Below are 21975 nucleotides of genomic sequence, written 5' to 3' on the forward strand. Positions count from 1 at the left end.
TACTCTTTTGGTGAAACCTCTTTGTTCAAACGCTTAAGCTCATACCGGCAAGTGAGAGCCATCAATTCATCACACGCTTGAACATTTTTTCGATATCGTAAGTCTTGAAATGAATGATGACCGGCCGGCCGTGCGGGCAGGTGAATGGCTGTTCCGCATTCTTCAAATCGGCCAATAACCGTTCCATGTCGTGTTTTTGCAAAAAGTGGTTCGCTTTGATCGAACGCTTGCAGCTCATCATGATGGCAGCTTCTTCACGCAGTTTCTTGATATCCACTCTGCGCTCAGTCAACACCTGCTCAATCAAATCCTCGATGACTTCCTGTTCGAAGCCCTTCGGGAACCAGGTCGGGTATTCCCTGACAATGAACGTCGTCTCGCCGAATTCCTCCAGGAACACGCCACTTTCCTCCAGCGCATTCAATTGTTCTTTCAAATGCAGCGCTTCGTCCCGGCTGTAATGGAATGTTAACGGCAAAAGCAGCGACTGGCGTTCATTCGAATCGATGTCGCCGACTTTCTCGCGAAAAAACTCATACTTGATGCGTTCCTGCGCAGCATGCTGGTCAATCAGGTAAAAACCGTCTGAACTTTGCGCCACGATATAGGTCCCGTGAATCTGTCCGACGACTTCTAGTTCCGGAAATTGCGGGCTGGCGTCCACTGCAGGATAGTTTTCGGGTTCCTCATAGGGCATCTTCCCCTCTTCTGCCGGTTCCCGGTCCGGTTCCCGGTCCTGTTCCCAGCCCTGTTCATGAGCTGTCTTCACGACCGGTTCCAGCTTCGGCTCCAAATGAAAATCCTCGCCCCGTTCCTGTAGCTTCTCCTGTTTCCAATCCATCGACTTCAAGGTTTCCGGCTCACGTCTCACGGTTTCTTCAACCGGGCGCTTCCAGAGATCCAATTGCCGGCTCGGTGCCTGCTTGGCAGGTTTCGGTTTTTCGATGACCGGCGCACGCACGGCGGTCTGGATGGCCTTGCGTATTGTATCGTGGACAAGTTCCAGCAATTCCTTCTCCTTGCTCAACCGGATCTGCTGTTTGGAAGGGTGCACGTTGACATCGGTCAAATACGGATCCCCTTTGATGTTCAACACGACGATCGGCTGTCGCTCGAGCGGCAGGAAGGTATGGTAAGCCTTGTGCACCGTATTGGCGATGGCGTATTGCTTGACCCACCGGCCATTGACGAACAGCGAGATGTAATTTTTATTGGCGCGTGTAATTTCCGGCAGTGAAGCAAAGCCTTCGATTTGGTAATCGGGTGATTCACCTTCAAAAGCGACCATTTTCTTCGCGATTGCGACACCATAAATATCCGCCAGCACACGTCGGACCTCGCCGCTACCCGCTGTCTGCAGCAATTGTTTGCCGTCGTTGACCAAACGGAATGAAACCTCTGGATAACTGAGCGCAAAACGGTTCATCAAATCAATCGTATGGCCGAGTTCCGTCTGCAGTGTTTTCATATACTTCAATCTTGCCGGCGTATTGAAAAACAATTGGCCGATGCGGATATCCGTCCCTTGCCGCAATGCCCCTGCACGCTGTTCAGTTAGCCGGCCTCCTTCGATCTCCAGATAGGTCCCTGCCGTTCCATCGGATGTATGCAATATCACTTTAGAGACAGAAGCGATACTAGCAAGTGCCTCCCCCGGAACCCAAGTGTACGGATGCGGAACAGGTCGTGTTCGTTCTCAATTTTGCTCGTGGCGTGTCTTGAAAAAGACAAGAGCGCGTCTTCTTCGTCCATTCCCGCCCCGTTATCGATAATTTGTATCGATGTCAGCCCTGCTTCTTCAAGGAGTACTTCTATAGCTGTGCTGTCGGCATCGATTGCATTTTCCACCAATTCCTTGACGACGGAAGTCGGCCGTTCGACGACTTCCCCTGCCGCGATTTTATTGGATAGCGGTTCGTCCATTAACCGGATCTTGCCCATGGAATCAGCCTCCTCCGCTTATTTTCTCCTGCAAGTCGTTGATCAGCTGCAATGCTTCGAGCGGCGTCATACGTGAAACCGACACATCTTTGATCGTTTGCAGCACTTCTTCATTCGCCGTATCGCGTTCATCAAAAAACGATAATTGTTCTGCTTGCTGCTGTGTTTTACGGTTATCAGCCTCGAAACTTATCAATAATTCACGTGCACGGCTCAAGATCGCTTCCGGCAAATTGGCCAGTTCCGCTACATGGACCCCGTAGCTCTTATCGGCAGGCCCGCGTTTCACTTTGTGCAAAAAGACGACTTTCCCGGATTGTTCCATGGCCGAGACGTGGACGTTGCGCAAGTTCGGCAGCGTTTCTTCAAGTGCCGTCAATTCATGGTAATGTGTCGAGAATAACGTATTCGCCCCGATATGTTCATGGATGTACTCGATCATCGATTGAGCCAGTGCCATCCCATCATAAGTCGAGGTGCCGCGCCCAATTTCATCGAATAGCAATAAACTGCGTTCTGTTGCATGGCTGATGGCGTATTGCGATTCCATCATCTCCACCATGAACGTACTCTGGCCGGAGACGAGATCGTCCGCAGCGCCGATGCGCGTAAAGATCTGGTCGACGATCGGCAATTCCGCAGAAGCCGCCGGGACGTAGCTTCCGATTTGCGCCAAGACGATCGTCAGCGCGACTTGCCGCATATAGGTGCTTTTACCCGACATATTCGGCCCGGTAATCAACAGCATATTGCCATCGTCATCGAGTTCGCAGTCATTCGGGACATAATGCTGCTTGTTGAGCATCTTCTCGACAACCGGGTGGCGGCCTTCGCGGATCGAAATGTTCCGCCCGTCGTTGAATGCCGGTTTCGTGAAGCGATATTTCTCCGCAACTTCCGAAAAGCTGATATAGACGTCGAGCGCGCTGATTTTTGAAGCCAATTGCTGGATTCGTGAAATGTATTCCTTCACTTGCTCGCGCACACTGACGAATAATTCATATTCCAATGTCAGGCTTTTTTCTTCAGCCGTTAAGATCAGGGCTTCTTTTTCCTTCAGCTCCGGCGTGATATAGCGTTCTGCGTTGGCCAATGTCTGCTTTCGTTCGTATCGTTCGAGGTCCGCCAAATGCATATTCGCTTTTGAAATTTCGATATAATAGCCGAAAATCCGGTTATAACCGACTTTCAAGGAACGGATTCCGGTCTTCGCCCGTTCTTTTTGCTCAAGTTCCGCAATCCAGTCCTTGCCATTCCGTGAAGCGTCCCGGTATTCGTCCAATTGCGCGTTGAAGCCGTCGCGGATGACACCGCCTTCTTTCGCCGATAACGGCGGATTGTCGCTGATCGCAGCTAACAACTCGCATACTTCCGGGCACGGGTCCAAACCGGCGCTGAATTGCTCGAGCGAAGAGTGCCCCGAGCCTTTAAGCTCACGCACAAGCTCTGGAATCTTTTCCAATGAATTGCGCAGTTGCGCCAAATCCCGGCCGCTCGCACTGCCGAATGCCACACGGCCGGATAAGCGTTCCAGATCATAAACTTCTTTCAATAATTGCTGCAATTCCACGCGCACGAAATAACGGTCCATCAAGGCTTCGACCATTTGCTGCCGCGATTCAATCGCAAGTCGGTCCGCTAAGGGCTGATGCAGCCATTGCTTCAATTTCCGGCTGCCCATGGCCGTGACCGTTTCGTCCAACAGCCATAAGAGCGTGCCTTTATTGTCCCCTCCACGAATGGATTCGATCAATTCCAGATTGCGTTTTGAGTAATAATCGATGCCTAAGATCCGTGTGTTTTCCCGGTATTTAAAGGGCTGGATATGGCCCAGTGATTGCTTTTGCGTCGCGGCGATATAGGCGAGCAGCCGCTTGCCGCACGTCTCGAGCTCTTTTGGGCAGTCCACGAACAAGGACGCTTCAGCCATAAATGGCGCTTCCATGTGCTCGACTGATAAGATGAGCTGTTGGTCTTCTTCTGCGAGCAATAAACGCAATTGCTCGGAGACGACAAGTTCGCGGATATGCAGCGCCTGGAGTTCGTTGAGCAATTCCTTTTCATTGCCTGCTATGTAAGTAGCGGTCGATTCGCCGGTTGAAATATCCAAGTACGCAAGACCGAAACCGCCTGCCACTTCATCGGCTGCCGCAATGAAATTATTCGCCTTGGCATCGACGCTTTTGCCTTCGGTATGCGTGCCGGGCGTAATCAGGCGGACCACTTCACGTTTGACGACGCCTTTCGTCGTTTTCGGGTCTTCCACTTGTTCGCACACCGCGACTTTATGGCCTTTTTGGATCAATTGATCGATATAGTTTTTCGCGGAATGGTGTGGGACCCCGCACATCGGGATGCGGTCTTCACCATTGCCTCCGCGGCTCGTCAATGTGATTTCCAGCAGCTGGGACGCTTTGATGGCGTCGTCGTAAAACATTTCATAAAAATCGCCCAAACGGAAAAACAGGAACGCATCCTGGTATTCGGATTTCACTTGCAAATATTGTTGGATCATTGGTGTCGGTGCCATTGTCTACCCTCTCTCATTCAATCAATTGTTCGTTTCCCCATTATAACAAACTCAAAGGCAGAAACGAAAAAACTGAAAGAGCTGGGCTCTTTCAGTTTCTATAAAATCCTTACGCAAGTTGTTCTGGGCAGCGGGTTATGAGCAGCTTCCGCCGCCATCGTTTCTCACTTTGGACCCTGTTTCGCCGCGCAGCAAGTCGCCGCCGGTATCGGTGATGATATTGTTCGTCACTTGGTTGGCGATTGCCGTAGAAACCATTTGCAATAGCGAATTGACATCGCTTTGTGATTGCTTGAATTCCTGCACGATCGGCACGGCATCGATTTCGTCTTCGATTTTCTGGATTTTCTTCTCGATCAGTTCAAGTGCGCGTTCTTTCCCGTAATGCTGGAAATTAACCGCTTGCTTTTGAAGGCTCTTCAAGCTGGCGATTTTTTCGCGGATCTGCTGATTTTCGTTGATCTGTGCTTCCGCACGCTTGAAGAAATCGACTTCTTCTGTTGCAGCGATCATGTCCGCTACTTCACGCGCTTTATCGACGATTTGTTGTTTTGTATAAGTCATTTCCGTAAACACCCATTTCCCGGTCCGATGCCAACGACTGGCATCAGACGCTATATTTTGATTTTCTTTATCTGCCAGAACACGTTCGCTTACGATTGTACTGTGAATCCGCTAAGTCAGACAACAATTTCGCCTTGAGCGGGCGGTTTGTCCATCTTCACTTATTATACTGAACGATTGTGCTTCGTTACAAGCCGTCTAGCCAATTGTCGTTAATTCGACACCGGGATCAAGCCTGGAACGGATAATCTTCGTTGATGTAGATTCTCTCGCATCCCAAAGCTTTGCCGGTATTATCATCAATCTCTGTGAAAAATCCGCTGACGACCGAACGGCCCGATTTTGGCACTTCAAAGCGTGCCGGCATGTTCGTCTTGAAACGGTACAAAACGGCATCCTTTTTCATGCCAAGGATTTCGTCGTATGGCCCAGTCATGCCGACATCCGAGATATACGCCGTGCCACCCGGAAGAACCCGCGCATCCGCAGTCTGGACATGGGTGTGCGTCCCGACAACGGCAGACGCACGGCCATCCAGATGCCAGCCCATCGCGATCTTCTCGCTTGTCGCCTCCGCGTGGAAATCCACGAAGACAAGCGGCGATATTTGCTTCGCCTCTTCGATCAATTCATCTGCCATCTTGAACGGATCGTCATGCGCAGGAAGGAACACGCGGCCGTGCAAATTGATGACCGACAAGGTTTTGCCGTTTTTCGTGACTGTGGCCATGCCGCGGCCAGGTGCTTCTTCCGAAAAGTTCGCCGGCCGGATCAGGTAATCCGCCTCGTCGATGAAATCGAAAATCTCCTTTTGGTCCCACGTATGGTTGCCCATCGTCACCATGTCAACGCCCATGAACAACAGGTCCTGATAAATCGACTTCGTGATGCCGCGGCCTGCCGCGGCATTTTCGCCGTTTGCGATGACGACATCCGGCGCATATTTGCGCTTGAGTCTCGGCAAATACGATTCCAGCGCTTCTCTCCCGATGGATCCGACAATGTCCCCGATAAATAAAATTTTCATGCAATCACCTTTCCCCATAAGAAAAAGGCTTCTTTGAATGGATATTCAACGAAGCCTTTTTCGTTTTTATTTTGCGTATTCGACGGCGCGCGTTTCGCGGATGACCGTCACTTTGATATGTCCTGGATAATCCAATTCTTCCTCAATGCGCTTGCGGATATCGCGCGCAAGGCGGTGAGCTGTCATATCATCGATCTGCTCTGGGCGAACCATGATCCGGATCTCGCGGCCTGCTTGGATGGCGAACGATTTCTCGACACCTTCGTAGGACTCTGAAATCTCTTCCAGCTTCTCGAGCCGGCGGATGTAGTTCTCAAGCGTTTCGCTTCTGGCACCCGGGCGTGCTGCGGATAGCGCATCCGCTGCTGCGACGATGACCGAGATGACCGAAGTCGCTTCCGTGTCCCCGTGGTGGGAGGCGATGCTGTTGATGACAACCGGATGTTCCTTGTATTTCGTGCCGAGCTCGACACCGATCTCCACGTGGCTGCCTTCGACTTCGTGGTCGATGGCCTTGCCGATATCATGCAGGAGACCTGCGCGTCTCGCGAGTGTCACATCTTCCCCAAGCTCTGCTGCCATGAGGCCTGACAAGAACGCCACTTCGACCGAGTGCTTCAGGACGTTCTGGCCATAGCTTGTGCGGTAGCGGAGACGGCCAAGTATTTTGATCAAGTCTGGATGCAAGTTATGTACACCTACGTCAAATGTGGTTTGTTCCCCAATTTCACGAATTTGTTCATCGACTTCGCGTCTTGACTTCTCGACCATTTCCTCGATTCTCGCTGGGTGGATACGTCCGTCCGACACCAGTTTCTCAAGTGCCAGACGTGCTGTTTCGCGGCGGATCGGATCAAATCCGGAAAGAATGACCGCTTCCGGCGTGTCATCGATAATCAAATCGATGCCGGTTAAGGTTTCGAGCGTCCGGATGTTGCGTCCTTCGCGCCCGATAATGCGGCCTTTCATCTCGTCGTTCGGCAAGTTGACCACGGAAACGGTCGTTTCCGCCACATGGTCAGCAGCAAAACGCTGCATTGCGAGCGACAGGATGTTCTTCGCTTTTTTGTCCGATTCTTCTTTGGCACGGGCTTCCGATTCCTTGACCATCACCGCGATATCTGTCGACAGCTCATTCTCTACTTGTTCCAGAATGATGCTCTTCGCTTCCTCGCGTGTCAACGATGAAATCCGTTCCATTTCGGTTTGTTGCTGCTGAACCAAATTCTCAGCTTTGCTCTCCATCTGTTCAATATGCTGTTGTTTTTCGGCAAGTGCCTGATCCTTGCGCTCAAGGCCGGCCTCGCGTTTGTTTAATGCATCATCCTTGCGATCCAAATTTTCTTCTCTTTGCAACAACCGATTTTCATGTTTCTGCATTTCCGATCGGCGTTCACGAATTTCAGATTCAGCTTCAGTACGCAATTTATGATTTTCGTCTTTCGCTTCCAGCAAGGCTTCTTTTTTCAGCGCCTCTGCTTCCCGTTTTGCATCTTCGATAACTTGCTCTGCGGAATGTTTGGCGCCTGCCATTTTGGAATCGTTTGCCTTTTTCAATGCAAAATACCCAACAACTACACCGACGATGATACCAAGCAAAGCGAAGATGAACTCAGTAATACCCATTCGGACACCTCCTCTTGCTATTGATTTTTTACATTTTCAAAGGATGAATCGATAACTCGTTGTCTTTCATCAATCGTTTAAAAATTAGTAAATAATACAATTTTAATTGTATAGATGGACCTATTCCCTGTCAACCCTGCCAAACCGGCGCCAGCGCTTGTAAAAAGACTGCGAAGCATTCGCTTCGCAGTCTTTTGGAAAGGCTTTATGGAGTTTCAGCTGAAGCTTATTCCTCTTCGTCGATAAGCAAGTTGAATTCTTCTGCATCCTTCTTGTCATCTTTAGGGACTGAAACCGAATACGAAGCTGCGGACATGCCGTAATGCTCACGGACTTTCCCCGCGATTTCATTGCGGATGTCTTCATGCTCGCGCATGAATTGCTTGGCGTTTTCACGGCCCTGCCCAACACGTTCGTTGTTATAGGAATACCATGAACCGCTTTTTTGGATGATGTCCAGGTCTGCTGCAAGGTCGACGATCTCTCCTTCACGCGAGATCCCTTGTCCATACATGATGTCGACTTCGGCCGTACGGAACGGTGGAGCGACTTTGTTTTTGACGATTTTGATCTTCGTGCGGTTACCGATGATGTCATTGCCGGATTTCAATGCTTCCGCACGGCGCACTTCGAGGCGCACGGACGAGTAGAATTTCAATGCACGTCCGCCTGGCGTTACTTCCGGGTTCCCGAACATGACACCTACTTTTTCACGGATTTGGTTGATGAATACGGCAATGGTATTCGATTTATTGATGGCACCCGAAAGTTTACGGAGAGCCTGTGACATGAGGCGGGCTTGGAGGCCGACATGGGAGTCGCCCATTTCGCCTTCGATTTCCGCTTTTGGCACAAGTGCCGCTACGGAGTCGATGACGACGATGTCTACCGCACCGCTGCGCACGAGCGCTTCCGCGATTTCAAGTGCCTGCTCGCCTGTGTCCGGCTGGGACAACAATAGCTCATCCAAGTTGACGCCCAGCGCTTTTGCATAGACCGGGTCAAGGGCATGCTCTGCATCGATAAATGCGGCTGTCCCGCCGGAAGCCTGAACTTCTGCAATGGCATGAAGCGATACCGTCGTTTTACCCGAACTCTCCGGCCCGTAAATCTCGATGACACGCCCGCGCGGGTATCCGCCTATGCCAAGCGCGATATCAAGGGACAACGAACCACTTGAAACGGTCGAGACATTATGACCTGTACTTTCACCCAATTTCATGACAGACCCTTTACCGAATTGCTTTTCTATTTGTTTTAGCGCCATATCCAGCGCTGCTTTACGATCGCTCAAAAGAAATCCTCCTCTTATGTGAAAACCAATTTTCTAACTGATTTCAGTATACTAGTTTATTGAGAAATTTACAAGAAAAAAGCGAACGTTTATTCGTGTCCGGATGATCATTTCACGAATTTGATTCCCACTATCCTATGATTCCCCCAAAATGGGCATGAAAAAACACGCAAAATTAAATTTTGCGTGTGTCTTCATTTGCCAATGTGCGGATCAAATAGTACAAGGCCAGTTTCACCGCGCGGATGCGGTTCGTGTTTCTCATCCCCGACAGCTGGAGGCGATAGGCTTTCGTCCCTTCATCACTTGCGATGCCGATCCACACCGTGCCGGCCGGTTCCTCGCCGTGCGCGTCCGGGCCGGCTGCCCCGGTCAGGCTGACGCTGATGTCGGTATCGAATTTCTCCCGGACAGCCAAAGCCATCGCTTCAGCCGTTTCCTCACTGACGACGGAATGCGCTTTGAAAAATTCCCGCGTCATGCCGAGCTGCTGGATTTTCATTTGCTCATTATAGGTGACGACACCGCCATTCAACACGGCGCTCGCCCCAGCGATGGAAGCGAGTTCCGACTGGAACAACCCTGCCGTCAGGCTCTCTGCCGCCGAAACCGTTTTGCCTTGTTGCTTCAACAAATCGATCGCTTTCGAGGCGAGTGAGTCATCATCATAGCCGTACAGATAGTCGCCGACGCGTTCCAGGATTTCTTCTTTCGCGCCGTTGATCAATTCCCATGCCTCATCCGCCGTGTCCGTCTTCGCCGTGATGCGTAGCGTCACTTCACCCGCGGAGGCCAAGGGGGCAATTGTCGGGTTGGTCTGCTTATCCAGGATATCCTGCAGGCGGTCTTCGAGTTCAGCTTCGCCGATCCCATAGAACCTGAGCACGTGTGAAAGGATGACGTTTTCCTTATTGAGCATGCGTACCAATCTCGGTTTCGCCTCGAACTGGAACATCGGCTCCAGTTCATGCGGCGGCCCCGGCAGCAGCATATACATATGACTGCCGTTTTGATACATCATTCCCGGCGCCATGCCGTTCTCGTTGACCAGCACCTCGCTGCCATTAAGCACGAGTGCCTGTTTTTTATTGTTTTCGGTCATCGGGCGGCCAGCGCGCTCGAAAAACGCGGCAATCGATTCCATTGCCGCCTCGTCCATCGAAAGCGTCGTGCCCAGATGACGGGCGATCGTCTGTTTGGTCAAATCGTCTTTTGTGGGTCCAAGCCCCCTGAGAAGATGATCAAGTCAGCACGGGATTCCGCGATGGCGATCGTCTCTTTCAGGCGCTCAGGATTGTCGCCGACGACAGTATGGTAATAGACGTTGATTCCGATTTCAGCGAGATGTCCTGAAATGAAGCGTGCATTCGTATTGGTGATCTGGCCCAGCAGGAGTTCTGAGCCCACTGCAATGATTTCAGCGTTCATAGCGGTCTTCCTTTCATGTGTCGCTTATTTGGATGCCATAAGCCCTTTGCGGTTGGCGTAGAAATAATCCCAACCGGACCAGACCGTAAACAGCAATGCGATATAGAGCATGATCTCGCCGAATGGAATGCCGACCAAGGCAAAGAGCATATTGTATAGCAACAGCGAAATGATCGCGAGCAGCTGCGTGACGGTCTTGATTTTGCCTAAACTCCCGGCTGCCACGACTTCCCCTTCGCCTGCCAGCACCAATCGCAAGCCGGTTACGGCGAATTCACGGCTGATGATGACGATGACGACCCACGCTGGCGCAAAGCCGAGCTCGACCAGAATGATCAGCGCGGCAGAGACGAGCAATTTATCGGCAAGAGGGTCCAAGAATTTACCGAAGGTCGTGACTAAATTGTATTTGCGTGCGTAATAGCCGTCGACCCAATCGGTAGCGGATGCGAAGATGAAGATCAATGCCCCGATGAAATGTGCGACCGGCAACGTCGCACCGAGTAAGGTGATGTCTCCCCATCCGAAATCGATGAGCATGAACGCCATGAAGATCGGGATGAGCAAGATCCGGGAAATGGTGATTTGGTTTGGAATATTCATTTGTTATTCTCCTTTCAATCCTTGCAGAAAAATAGCCATCGGGTGATGGCTATTCGGCATCATCGAAACGGATGATGATGTTTTGCGGTTTTCGTTGTTGTTCATACGGCACCTTTTCACCGTTCAGTTCAATTGAAAGCATGGCATAATCTCCAACGCGCATGAAGACGCTCGCTTCATCGGATACATCGACGGCTTCTGTCTCTCCGGCTTCGAACACGCGGGCGAGGCTCAGTAGCTCTGTTCCGTCATCATTCAATACGGTCAGCCAGGATTCCCCATTTGCAGCGAATTCAAGCTGCCTCTCAGCTGGTCCGATGAAGGTATACGTCGTTGTTTCCCCCGTTACGCTTTCAAGTTCCAATTGCGCTTTCGGCTCTTCAGGTTCCGGTTGTTCTTCCGGTTCCTCAGCAGGGGCTTGTTCTTGTTCCTCTGCCGCTTCCGGCTGTGCTTCCGGCTGTTGTTCCGGCTGTGCTTCGTATTCCACACCGCCGCTTTCCTCTTCCGGCTGGACATCGTTGCCGGATGTGCTGAGCAGGTAGAAATACCAGATAACCAAAAGGATAAACACGATAAATAATGCCACCAACACTTTCGGCATCGATTCTGCGACGGGTCCAGAGCTGCTTCTTTTCTTTTCGGGCCTGCGTGTCAAATGCTCGACAGGGGCGGTAACCGGCTCGTCTTCCGGCAATTCGTTGTTATGCTCCCTTAACAGGGCATCTCCGTCCAAACCGACCGCCTGTGCATAGCGCTTGATGAAAGCACGCACATAAAAGCCTCCAGGGATCGAGGAATAATCCCCGGTTTCGATGCCTTCCAAATGATGCTTTTGGATTTTCGTCCGCTCATTAAGCTGTTCCAAGCTCATGCCTTGGTCCAGCCTTGCCTGTTTCAGCTTCGTGCCCAATTGCCCCATCGTCATCACCTGCCTGCTTAAAAGTTGAAACCGTCGCCGAACATGTCCATCTGGTCTTTATTGTCCATAAACGTATTTTTCTCCAATACTTCGTATGTGATCTTTTCTTCCGGATGATGGCGCAATTCGATAATATAATCGAAATCGTCGATGCTGTACTCGGAATGCTCGACGAATTTATCGGGATGTTCCACCACTTTGATGGTCGGCATGCGCATCATTTCCCGCACAAGCTGGAGATGGCGCTCATCGGATGAACGCCTCGTGACAATGCCGTCCAGGATGAAGATATTGTTATCGTTGTGTTCGTCGCCCATCAATTGATTGCGGACGGTCTGCTTGATCATCGTCGAGGATAGGAAAATCCATTTCTTATTGGCACTGACGCTCGCTGCGACGATGGATTCGGTCTTGCCGACACGCGGCATGCCCCGGAGCCCGACCAGTTTATGGCCTTCCTGCTTGAAGATTTCCGCCATGAAATCGACGAGCAGCCCAAGTTCATCCCGTACGAAGCGGAACGTCTTCCGGTCATCTGCATCGCGCTGGATGTAACGGCCGTGACGCACAGCGAGAATGTCCCGCAATTTCGGTTCACGGAACTTCGTCACCGCGATGGTTTCGATCGTCGACAGGATCTGCTCAAAACGTTCGATCTGCACGTCATGCTCTGCACGCAATAGCATTCCCCGGCGACCTTGGTCCACGCCGTTGATGGTGACGATATTGACCCGCAGCATGCCGAGCAGCGATGCGATGTCCCCGAGCAAGCCCGGGCGGTTGACTTGGATTTCATACTCAAAATACCATTCTTTCATGCTTCACTCCCCTCCCCATATATGTGCCATCCTATGGTCCATTGCCTTTATGATAGCCTACATCAACAATGATGAAAAGCTTGCGTCCGTTAAATGAGCCAGCCGCCGTTGACACGGATCGTCTGCCCGGTAATATAATCGGCCTTGCCACTGGCTAAAAACACGACCGCATGGGCAATATCTTCCGGAGTTCCTGCCCGAGCGGAATCTCTTCTTCGAGCGCCAGCCATTCCTGTTCTGTCAATCCAGCATTCATTTTCGTGCGGATCAAGCCGGGCGATACGGCATTGACACGTGTGCCGGACGGCGCCATTTCTTTCGCGTAGGCTTTCGTGAATGCGAGCTGCGCGCCCTTCACGGCTGAATAAGCCGTTTCCATCGAGGCTCCCGTCTCTCCCCAGATCGATGCAATGAAAATGACATAGGACTTTTCATGCCTCCTGAAATACGGCGACAATAGCCGAACCGTCTCGATCGGGTTCTTTACGTGGACACGCCACAGCGCTTCTTGATCCGCACTGCTCGTGTCTTGCAAGAGGCCCGATAGCGCATGGCCGCTCGCACAGATGACGCACGAGCAGTCGAAAACCTGGCTTGCAACGTCCTCGGCGCCGCTGTCTTGAGTGAAATCGCCCCGCACCGGGATGAATTCCTGCTGTGGATGGTGCATGCTGAGATCCTGCGCAAACGCATTCAATGCATTCGAATGGTAATGAAGATATAATGACCAGCCCTCATCCGCCATTTGCTTGGCAATCGTGCGGCCGATGTCTCCGGATGCCCCGAGAATCAGCGCGAATCGCTTCACGCCGGATCCTTCTCCGGTGATTTGATTGTAAAGACGGATTGTTGGCTTTCTGTGCTGACTGCCGCGAATGCTTCCTGCAGATCGGCCACTTCGATCTCCTCAAGCACCGGCACTACATCGAATAGGTTCATGCCGTTGAACGCATATTGCGTAAATTGGTTGGCGATGTATTCAGGCGAATTCAAGGCACGCATGAAAAAACCGATTTTCTTGCGGCGCACGCGGTCCAGGTCTTCCTGACCGAAAGGCCATTTTTCCACTGCCTGTCGGATCGTCTTTTTAATCTCTTGCGCAAATTTTTCGGGATGGTTCGTGTCCGAACCGATAAGCGCATAGCCGAATCCGCTTTCCAGTGAATAGTCGAATGAATACGATTCATCGATCCATCCGTTCTCGTATGCCTCGTGGTAAAAATCCGAAGTCCTGCCAAACAATAATTCATATGCAAGCTGAGCAGACAATTCGTGCTTAAGCATCTCCGGCCCGTACAGGTCAAGCCGCTCCGGCTTGACGCCAACGAAGACTTTCGGCTTTTGGACCGCCATTTCCAGTGTCCGTTCTTTGATGGCCGCCTCTTTCGGCTCATCCGGGAAAATGCGTTCGATCGGTGCAGGCGCATCGAAGGTTTTCGCCGCCTGGTTGTCCTTGACGAACTGCATCATGCTATCTGGCTCGACGTTCCCTACGATGAACAACGCCATATTCGACGGGTGGTAGAAGGTATGGTAGCACGTGTAGAGATGTTCCGCCGTGATGTGCTGGATCGATTCGACTGTCCCCGCGATATCGATTTTGACGGGATGGTTCTTGTATAGATTCTCGATCATGCCAAAATACAGGCGCCAGTCGGGCTGGTCGTCATACATGGTGATTTCCTGGGCGATGATCCCTTTTTCCTTCTCTACCGTCTGTTCGGTAAAATACGGGCTCTGGACGAAATCGAGCAATGTCGTGACGTTCTCCTGGATGCGCCCGGTTGCCGAAAACAGGTACGCCGTCCTCGTGAACGAAGTGAACGCGTTGGCGGAAGCGCCATTTTTGCTGAATTCCTGGAAAACATCGCCTTCTTCTTTTTCAAACATTTTATGCTCAAGGAAATGGGCAATGCCATCCGGTACTTGAATAGCTTCTTTTTCGCCGAGCGGGACGAAATGGTTGTCGATCGAGCCATATTTGGTCGTGAACGTCGCGTATGTTTTCGAGAATCCACGCTTCGGCAAAATGTAGACCGTCAAACCGTTCGGCAATTGTTCATGATAGAGCGTTTCTTCAAGTTGATTGAATTCCATTTTATTCATCGCTTGCTTCCTCCTTGCCGGACAAGAAATAGGTCATTTGCAGGCTCAATTCCTGTGCCGCCTGTGCTATCTGTTCTTTGGATACCTTTTCCCATCTTTCGATCAGATAAGCGGGTTCAAAGTCTTCCGATAGTTCCATGTATTGATCGTATATATCGATCTGGCCTCTTGCCGAATCGAGCGCTTCCTTTAATTGATTGGTAAGCAAGGCCTTGGTCTGTTCCAATTCGGTGTCGGTGATGTGCCCGTTCTTGACTTCCTCCAATTGGCCGAGGATCAGCGATACGGCTTTTTCTTCGAGCTTGCGGTCGATGCCGGCGAGGACGAACACCAGCCCGAACTGGGAGGCATATGAACTCGACACGTAGTACGCCATGCTTTCTTTCTCCCGGATATTGGCAAATAACTTCGAATGGGCATAGCCACCGAAAATGCCGTTCATCAATTGCATGACCGGGAAATCTTCATCGCGGAAAGTGACCGGCGTGAAGAACATCATATGCAATTTTCCTTGTTTCATGTCTTCATACTCGAGCACGCGTGACTGTTCAGGCGGCTGCAATTGGCTTTCCGTCTTCACAGGAAGTTCCTTGCGGTCGGCAAAATGGAAGTAGTCGCGGATATGCGCCGTGATCACTTCTGGCGAAACGTCTCCCACGACATAGATTTCCACCTCATTATTTTCGAGCATATGTCGGTATGCCGCAACAAGCGACTCATTCGTGACTTGCTTCACCTGCTCGATCGAGCCGTTGGACGTAATCGCTGCCGGATGCCCCGGAAGCGCGAGTTCCATCATGCGCTGCTGTGCATAACGGGTTTTGTCGTCAAATACCGATTCAATGCGCTGGACGATCGATTCCTGTTCGCGTTTGAAGATGTTTTCCTTGAATAGCCCATTCTCGAGATTCGGCTTGAACAGGACGATATACATCAAATTCATCACTTTCTCAAGTACGCCTTTATCCGATAGGTATTGGTCGTTGACAGTCTCGACGTTCAAGTTGATGATATGGTCGTCACCGCGTTTGGTGGAATCTATGTATAGCGATGTTCCGTATAAATCATCCAGCACCATGCGCAGCGCTGTATGAGATGGGTACATTTCGTTGCTATGCTGCAAAACGTTCGCCAGGATCGCGCGCTCCGAAGCGTTCTTCACGGTGAGCCGATCCTTGAAGCGGATCGAGAAATTTATTGTCTTGAATTGCGTCGTTTCATGTACGTGAACATGGACGCCTTGAGCAATCTTATTTGTTTCAAACATGTTGGATCCCCTCTCGTGATTCTTACACTAACTATACCGGACTTTTTCCTTTAATTGCAATGAAACCGGAGGAAACGGCTGGAAAAAAGCATGCGGATTTCAAGCAACTACCCGGCAATGCGCTTTCCTGTCAAGATCACCATCCCTGCGGTTTTCTATTTAATGAAGGATTCTCCCGGCTCGCCTTCCTTTACAGTTGATTTTTCCCATAAAAAAACTGGCGGGGACACCCCGCCAGTTTGATCTGCCGCTAGTTGGCGGCATTGAACCTTAACGCTGCCCTTTTATATACGGTTTCCCGTTCGCTTTAGGGGCATTGGCGCGGCCGATGAAGCCTGCCAGTGCGAAAATCGTCAATACGTATGGAAGAATCAACAGGAAGACATTCGGGATTTCCTGAATATAAGGAATCGAGGAACCGACAATGCTCAAGGATTGTGCAAATCCGAAGAATAATGCCGCACCCATCGCACCGAGCGGATGCCATTTCCCGAAGATCATCGCAGCAAGTGCCATGAATCCTTGGCCATTGATCGTAGCATGCCCAAAGTCTCCTGTAATGGTCTGTGCATAAATCGCGCCGCCGATTCCGGCTAGCGCACCGGAAATCATGACCGCTACATAGCGCATTCTTGCGACATTGATCCCCATCGTATCAGCCGCCATCGGATGCTCGCCGACCGCGCGGAGGCGCAAGCCGAACGGCGTCTTGTAGATGACGAACCACGCAAGGAAAGCGACACCGATCGCAAAGAATGAAGTATTGTAGACCGATGTGAAGAACAATGGCCCGATGACAGGGATTTCAGACAATACCGGCACATTATAGCGTGCAAAGCGTTCACTGATGAAATCCGTCTGGCCTTTATCGAAGATGCTTTTCACTAGATAAAGTGCCAAAGCAATTGCCAATAAGTTGATGGCGACACCTGAAACGACTTGGTCGGCGCGGAAGGAAATCGATGCGACGGCATGAAGCAGCGACAAGAGCAGCGCTGCGACCATCGCGGCTACCAATGCCAGCCATGGCGTCATCCCGCCGAATGTATCCGCGAACAGCAAGTTGAACAAGATCCCGACGAATGCGCCGATGACCATCAAGCCCTCAAGGCCGATGTTGACGACACCCGAGCGTTCAGAGAACACCCCGCCGATTGCCACAAGGATAAGCGGTGCTGCATAGAAAATCGCCGAAGGGACGATGAAATATAGGATATCCATAAAGCTCATATCACTTCGCCTCCTTCTTTTTGCCGGCTGCTCGGAGCAGCAGCAAACGAATGATATAACCGGATGCTACAAAGAAGATGATCACGGCGATGACGATCTCGACGATTTCGATCGGGATGCCCGCAGCATTCGGCATATTGAGCGCACCGTATTTCAAGGAACCGAATAAAGTAGCCCCGAAAATGACACCAAGCGGCGTATTCATGCCGAGAAGCGCAACGGCGATGCCGTCAAAGCCGATCCCTGTGAATCCGCCCTTGGACGAAACATACTCGAATGTCCCGAGCGCTTCCATCGCGCCTGCAAGGCCGGCAAATGCACCTGAAATGACCATTGCCAGGATGATGTTCTTGTTGACGTTCATGCCGGCATATTCGGAAGCATGCTGGTTGAAACCGACCGCTTTCAATTCGAAACCGAGCGTCGTCTTCTCCAGGATGAACCACATGACGCCGACCATGATGAGCGCCAGCAGCAATCCCATGTGCAGACGGGAGAATTCCGTCAAGTTCTCGAGGAACTCAGACCGCAGGGAAGCACTGGTGAAAATCCGCTCCGTGCGGTCCCCGCCATCCGAGACGGTCTTGATCAATGCGTTTGTTACGTGAAGTGCAATATAGTTCATCATGATGGTGACGATAACTTCGTGTACACGGAACTTGGCTTTCAATAGCCCTGGAACAAAGCCCCATAAAGCCCCTGCCACGGCCGCTGCCAGAATAGCCAGCGGCAAATGGATGATTTTCGGCAATTCAACCGCTACGCCGACATAAGCAGCGGCGAACCAGCCGACAATCAATTGCCCTTCGACCCCGATATTGAAGAGGCCTGAGCGGAAAGCAAATGCAACGGCTAAACCAGCCAGTAAATAAGGTGTAATTTGGCGAAGCGTTTCGCCGATGGTGTATAGGTCTCCAAAAATACCGTTCCATAATGCAGCATACCCTTCGATCGGGCTATAGCCGCTGACGAGCATGATGATCGCCCCTACAATCAGGCCGAGCACAACGGAAACGATCGGGACCAGCAAGTTTGTCGCTCTATTCGACACGGTGCTTCCCGCCTTTCTTGTCTTTTTCCGCATGTCCTGCCATAAGAAGACCCAGTTCTTGTTCAGTCGTTTCTTCAGGAATGACGACATCGACGATTTCGCCGTCATGGATCACGGCAATCCGGTCGGAAACGTTCATGACTTCATCCAATTCAAACGAAATCAACAAGACCGCCTTGCCGTTGTCCCGCTGTTCGATCAAACGGCTATGGATGAATTCGATTGCCCCGACATCCAAGCCTCGCGTCGGAAGCGCGGCTATGAGCAGATCAGGGTTGCGGTCGACTTCCCGCCCGATGATCGCTTTTTGCTGGTTGCCCCCTGATAACGCCCTGGCAGGTTCATGCGGCCCTTGCGTACGGACATCAAAATCTTTGATGATTTGCTGGGCTTTTTCCGTAATCTTGTTATAGTCCATAATCCCTGACTTGGAGATCGGCGCTTTGTAATAGGTTTGCAGCGCAATATTATGCCCAATCGGGAAATCGAGCACCAAGCCGTGCTTATGGCGGTCTTGCGGGATATGGCCAATGCCGGCTTCCGTCACTTTCCTCGGTTTCATGCCTGTGACATTCTTGCCATGTATCAATATCTCCCCGCTTTTGACTTTGCGCAGTCCAGTGATCGCCTCGATCAGCTCCGATTGGCCGTTGCCGTCAATACCCGCAATCCCGACAATTTCGCCTTTGCGGACGGTCAAGTTCAAGTTTTTCACCTTCGCTACGCCCCGGTAATCTTCGACAACGAGATCTTTGACGGTCAAGGTCTCCTCTGACGGAAATGCCGGCCCTTTTTCGGTCTTGAACGTAACTTGGCGCCCGACCATCAAGGCTGCCAATTCATTCGGGTTCGTTTCTGCCGTGGTCACGGTGCCGATCCCTTGGCCTTTGCGGATGACCGTGACACGATCTGAAACGTCCATGATCTCTTTCAATTTGTGTGTGATGAGGATGATCGATTTGCCTTCAGCGATCAAACGTTTCATGATCTGGATCAGTTCCGTGATTTCCTGGGGCGTGAGCGACGCAGTCGGCTCATCGAATATCAGGATTTCAGCACCGCGATAAAGCGTTTTCAAAATTTCCACACGCTGTTGCATGCCGACCGAGATATCCTCGATAATGGCGTACGGGTCGACATTCAAGCCATATTGCTCAGATAACTTCGCCACTTTTTGCGCGGCATCTTTCTTATTCGTCACGCCCATCTTTGTCGGCTCGCTGCCGAGAATGATGTTTTCGGTTACGCTGAAATTCTCGACCAGCATAAAGTGTTGGTGCACCATGCCGATCCCGAGATCGTTCGCTACGTTCGGGTTGGAAATATCGACTTTCTTGCCCCTGACGCGGATTTCGCCGCCTTCTGGTTGATACAAGCCAAACAAGACGTTCATCAAGGTGGATTTCCCTGCCCCGTTCTCACCTAGCAGTGCATGAATCTCCCCTTTTTCGAGTTGCAGCGTGATATTGTCGTTAGCGACAAAATTCCCGAACTCTTTTCGGATATTCAGCATTTCAATAACATATTCCACGGTTTTCACTCCCTCGGAGACTGGTTGTTTCTTGATTTAATGAATTAATACATGAAAGGCTTCTTTTGGCAGAAACCTTTCATCTATTAATCTTTCGAAAAATAGACGAAAAAAAATCATAAAGACCGGATACCCGGTCTTTATGATGACCGTATTTGACTACAGTTTATTCGGAAAGCGTTTCAGGAACTTCGATCTCGCCGGAAACCACTTTCTCTTTGTATTCTTCGATCTGGCTCATGACATCTTCTGGAATCGCTCCGCGTGAATCCGCAAGGCCTACCCCTTCGTCAGACAAACCGTAAGTGACCGTTTCCCCACCTGGGAATTCGCCGTTCATCGCTTGTTCTGAGATATTCATAACCGCAGTATCTACGCGTTTCAAGACTGAAGTCAAAGTTACGTTTTGATCGCCAGCTTGTCCTTCTTCGTATTGGTCAGCATCAACGCCGATAACCCATACTTTTTCATCAGGGTTAGCTTCGATGCGCTCTTTTGCTTCTGTGAACACGCCGTTACCCGTTCCGCCTGCCGCGTGGAAGATGATGTCCGCTCCAGCACTGTACATGCGGTTTGCAGTCGTTTTACCCAATTCCGCTTTATCAAAAGCACCTGTGTATTGAACATCGACTTCGATTGAATCATCAACAGCTTTTACCCCTTCAAGGAATCCGGCTTCAAAACGCTCGATAACCGGGATTTCCATGCCGCCGACAAAACCGATCTTGTCGGTTTCAGTCATAAGTGCTGCAGCAACGCCTGCAAGGAATGCGCCTTCTTGCTCTTTAAACATGACGCTTGCCACGTTTGGTGCATCCACTACTGCATCGATGATAGCGATTTGTGCATCCGGCTGCTGCTCAGCGATTTCCTTAACAGCACCTTCCATCAAGAAACCGATACCGAAGACGACATCGAAGTCACGGCGGATCAAGTTGTTCAAGTTGGTGTTATAGTCGGCATCAGAAGCGGATTGGAGGTAATCATACCCGCCGTCTCCTTTTTCAAGGCCGTTTTCTTCACCGAACTGCTGGATCCCTTCCCAAGCTGATTGGTTGAAGGATTTGTCATCGACGCCGCCGACATCCGTAACCATCGCTACCGAGAAATCACTTGCTTCTTCAGTGCCTTCTCCGCCTTCAGCAGAGTCGCCGCCGTTCGAAGTATCTTCTTCGCTTCCACATGCTGCAAGTACTCCAGCAGCCAGCATTAATGATAAACCTACGCCAAATTTACGTTTAATCAATGTAATAACCCCAAGGTTTTTTTGATAATAGCAGGAATCAGATGTTTACAGACGTTTACGAACTACATGAAAGCGGAATTTATCAGCCCGGAAGTAGTTCTTTGAATACAGCACTAAGCGATCGTTCTCATCGTAATGGTGCTGTTTTAATACCAGTAATGCAGTTTCCGGATCGCATTCAAGAATCGGCGAGGCTTCCTCGTGGTAACCAGTCGGGTCGATAAAAGTGACGGCATACGAGATGCGGATATCGCCGGATTCTTCAAGCGCCGAAAAAATGGAGCTTTCTTTGCGCCCGAGAAAGCCTTCAGGCAGATAAACAGAAGGCACTTTGTCGATACAATAGACGACAGGTTCCCCATTTGCCGTTCGGACGCGTTCGATTGTAATGACAGTATCTTCCGGATTGCAATGAAAGCGGTTAACATCTTCCTCAGAACAAATGGACTCTGAAGTGCTCAAATAGACCACTCCAGGTTCCATTCCCGCCTGCCGGATCATATCGGATACGCTTGTCAATTCCTCGATGCCCGATGAAAAAACCGGTTTCGAATTGACAAACGTCCCGACACCGTGGCGCCTGACGATTACATTATCTTCTTCCAGCAGCCGCAGCGCCTCGCGGAGAGTCGCGCGGCTCACTCCAAGGGATTTCGAAAGTTCGAACTCGGATGGCAATTTCTCTTTCTCTTTGTAGACACCCGAAGCGATATCCTGCTTCATTCGATCGATCACTTGGAGATACAATGCACGGTGATCCGATTTGATTGTCATACGATTCACCACCCATGACA

At 50.8% G+C, this 21975-nt stretch carries 17 protein-coding genes and 2 pseudogenes; all 19 read right to left on the minus strand.

All coding sequences use genetic code 11. The annotated features are described in order from the left end of the window. Positions 1-61: 61 nt before the first annotated feature. The 19 genes and pseudogenes from mutL to BBI15_RS09680 all read right to left on the minus strand — a co-directional run bounded on the left by mutL (position 62) and on the right by BBI15_RS09680 (position 21955). Complete coding sequence (gene mutL, locus BBI15_RS09595; RefSeq protein ID WP_418312484.1) at positions 62-1612, minus strand: DNA mismatch repair endonuclease MutL; 1551 nt, start codon at positions 1610-1612, stop codon at positions 62-64. 2 nt (positions 1613-1614) lie between these two features. After that, on the minus strand, positions 1615-1941 hold the full coding sequence (locus BBI15_RS16805) for an ATP-binding protein (RefSeq protein WP_418312485.1): 327 nt from the start codon (positions 1939-1941) through the stop codon (positions 1615-1617). 4 nt (positions 1942-1945) lie between these two features. Then, a complete protein-coding gene (gene mutS, locus BBI15_RS09600; protein WP_068869357.1) occupies positions 1946-4471 on the minus strand; it encodes a DNA mismatch repair protein MutS in 2526 nt (841 codons plus the stop codon). Positions 4472-4606: 135 nt separating this feature from the next. Continuing rightward, the gene (locus BBI15_RS09605) at positions 4607-5035 is read right to left on the minus strand and encodes a YlbF/YmcA family competence regulator (protein ID WP_068869358.1); all 429 of its coding nucleotides are present in this window, start codon (positions 5033-5035) and stop codon (positions 4607-4609) included. Positions 5036-5264: 229 nt separating this feature from the next. Continuing rightward, positions 5265-6062 (minus strand): TIGR00282 family metallophosphoesterase, encoded by a 798-nt coding sequence (locus tag BBI15_RS09610; RefSeq protein WP_068872566.1) that lies wholly within the window; start codon positions 6060-6062, stop codon positions 5265-5267. 66 nt (positions 6063-6128) lie between these two features. Beyond that, positions 6129-7688 (minus strand): ribonuclease Y, encoded by a 1560-nt coding sequence (rny, locus tag BBI15_RS09615; protein WP_068869359.1) that lies wholly within the window; start codon positions 7686-7688, stop codon positions 6129-6131. Between the two features lie 226 nt (positions 7689-7914). Beyond that, complete coding sequence (recA, locus tag BBI15_RS09620; RefSeq protein ID WP_068869360.1) at positions 7915-8982, minus strand: recombinase RecA; 1068 nt, start codon at positions 8980-8982, stop codon at positions 7915-7917. A gap of 175 nt (positions 8983-9157) precedes the next feature. After that, a pseudogene (locus tag BBI15_RS09625) lies at positions 9158-10410 on the minus strand (competence/damage-inducible protein A). A 24-nt stretch (positions 10411-10434) separates the two neighbouring features. Further along, complete coding sequence (gene pgsA / locus BBI15_RS09630; protein ID WP_068869361.1) at positions 10435-11013, minus strand: CDP-diacylglycerol--glycerol-3-phosphate 3-phosphatidyltransferase; 579 nt, start codon at positions 11011-11013, stop codon at positions 10435-10437. Between the two features lie 49 nt (positions 11014-11062). Then, complete coding sequence (locus tag BBI15_RS09635) at positions 11063-11938, minus strand: helix-turn-helix domain-containing protein (protein ID WP_237150857.1); 876 nt, start codon at positions 11936-11938, stop codon at positions 11063-11065. 11 nt (positions 11939-11949) lie between these two features. After that, positions 11950-12750 carry a YmfK family protein gene (locus BBI15_RS09640; RefSeq protein WP_068869362.1) on the minus strand — a complete coding sequence of 267 codons (801 nt, stop codon included), beginning with the start codon at positions 12748-12750 and terminating at the stop codon, positions 11950-11952. 89 nt (positions 12751-12839) lie between these two features. Then, positions 12840-13495 (minus strand): annotated as a pseudogene (ymfI, locus tag BBI15_RS09645) (elongation factor P 5-aminopentanone reductase). Between the two features lie 59 nt (positions 13496-13554). Beyond that, positions 13555-14856: an EF-P 5-aminopentanol modification-associated protein YfmH gene (gene yfmH, locus BBI15_RS09650; protein WP_068869363.1), complete on the minus strand. Its 1302-nt coding sequence runs from the start codon at positions 14854-14856 to the stop codon at positions 13555-13557. Then, positions 14849-16123: an EF-P 5-aminopentanol modification-associated protein YfmF gene (gene yfmF, locus BBI15_RS09655; RefSeq protein WP_068869364.1), complete on the minus strand. Its 1275-nt coding sequence runs from the start codon at positions 16121-16123 to the stop codon at positions 14849-14851. The genes yfmH and yfmF overlap by 8 nt, the downstream gene beginning before the upstream one ends. A gap of 270 nt (positions 16124-16393) precedes the next feature. After that, a complete protein-coding gene (locus BBI15_RS09660) occupies positions 16394-17353 on the minus strand; it encodes an ABC transporter permease (RefSeq protein ID WP_068869365.1) in 960 nt (319 codons plus the stop codon). A gap of 1 nt (position 17354) precedes the next feature. After that, complete coding sequence (locus BBI15_RS09665) at positions 17355-18404, minus strand: ABC transporter permease (protein ID WP_068869366.1); 1050 nt, start codon at positions 18402-18404, stop codon at positions 17355-17357. Next, positions 18394-19935: an ABC transporter ATP-binding protein gene (locus BBI15_RS09670; RefSeq protein ID WP_068869367.1), complete on the minus strand. Its 1542-nt coding sequence runs from the start codon at positions 19933-19935 to the stop codon at positions 18394-18396. The genes BBI15_RS09665 and BBI15_RS09670 overlap by 11 nt, the downstream gene beginning before the upstream one ends. Positions 19936-20101: 166 nt before the next feature. After that, positions 20102-21181 carry a BMP family lipoprotein gene (locus BBI15_RS09675; RefSeq protein WP_068869368.1) on the minus strand — a complete coding sequence of 360 codons (1080 nt, stop codon included), beginning with the start codon at positions 21179-21181 and terminating at the stop codon, positions 20102-20104. Positions 21182-21226: 45 nt separating this feature from the next. Continuing rightward, positions 21227-21955 carry a GntR family transcriptional regulator gene (locus BBI15_RS09680; RefSeq protein ID WP_068869369.1) on the minus strand — a complete coding sequence of 243 codons (729 nt, stop codon included), beginning with the start codon at positions 21953-21955 and terminating at the stop codon, positions 21227-21229. Positions 21956-21975 lie beyond the last annotated feature (20 nt).

The organism is Planococcus plakortidis, from assembly GCF_001687605.2.
GTDB lineage: Bacteria > Bacillota > Bacilli > Bacillales_A > Planococcaceae > Planococcus > Planococcus plakortidis.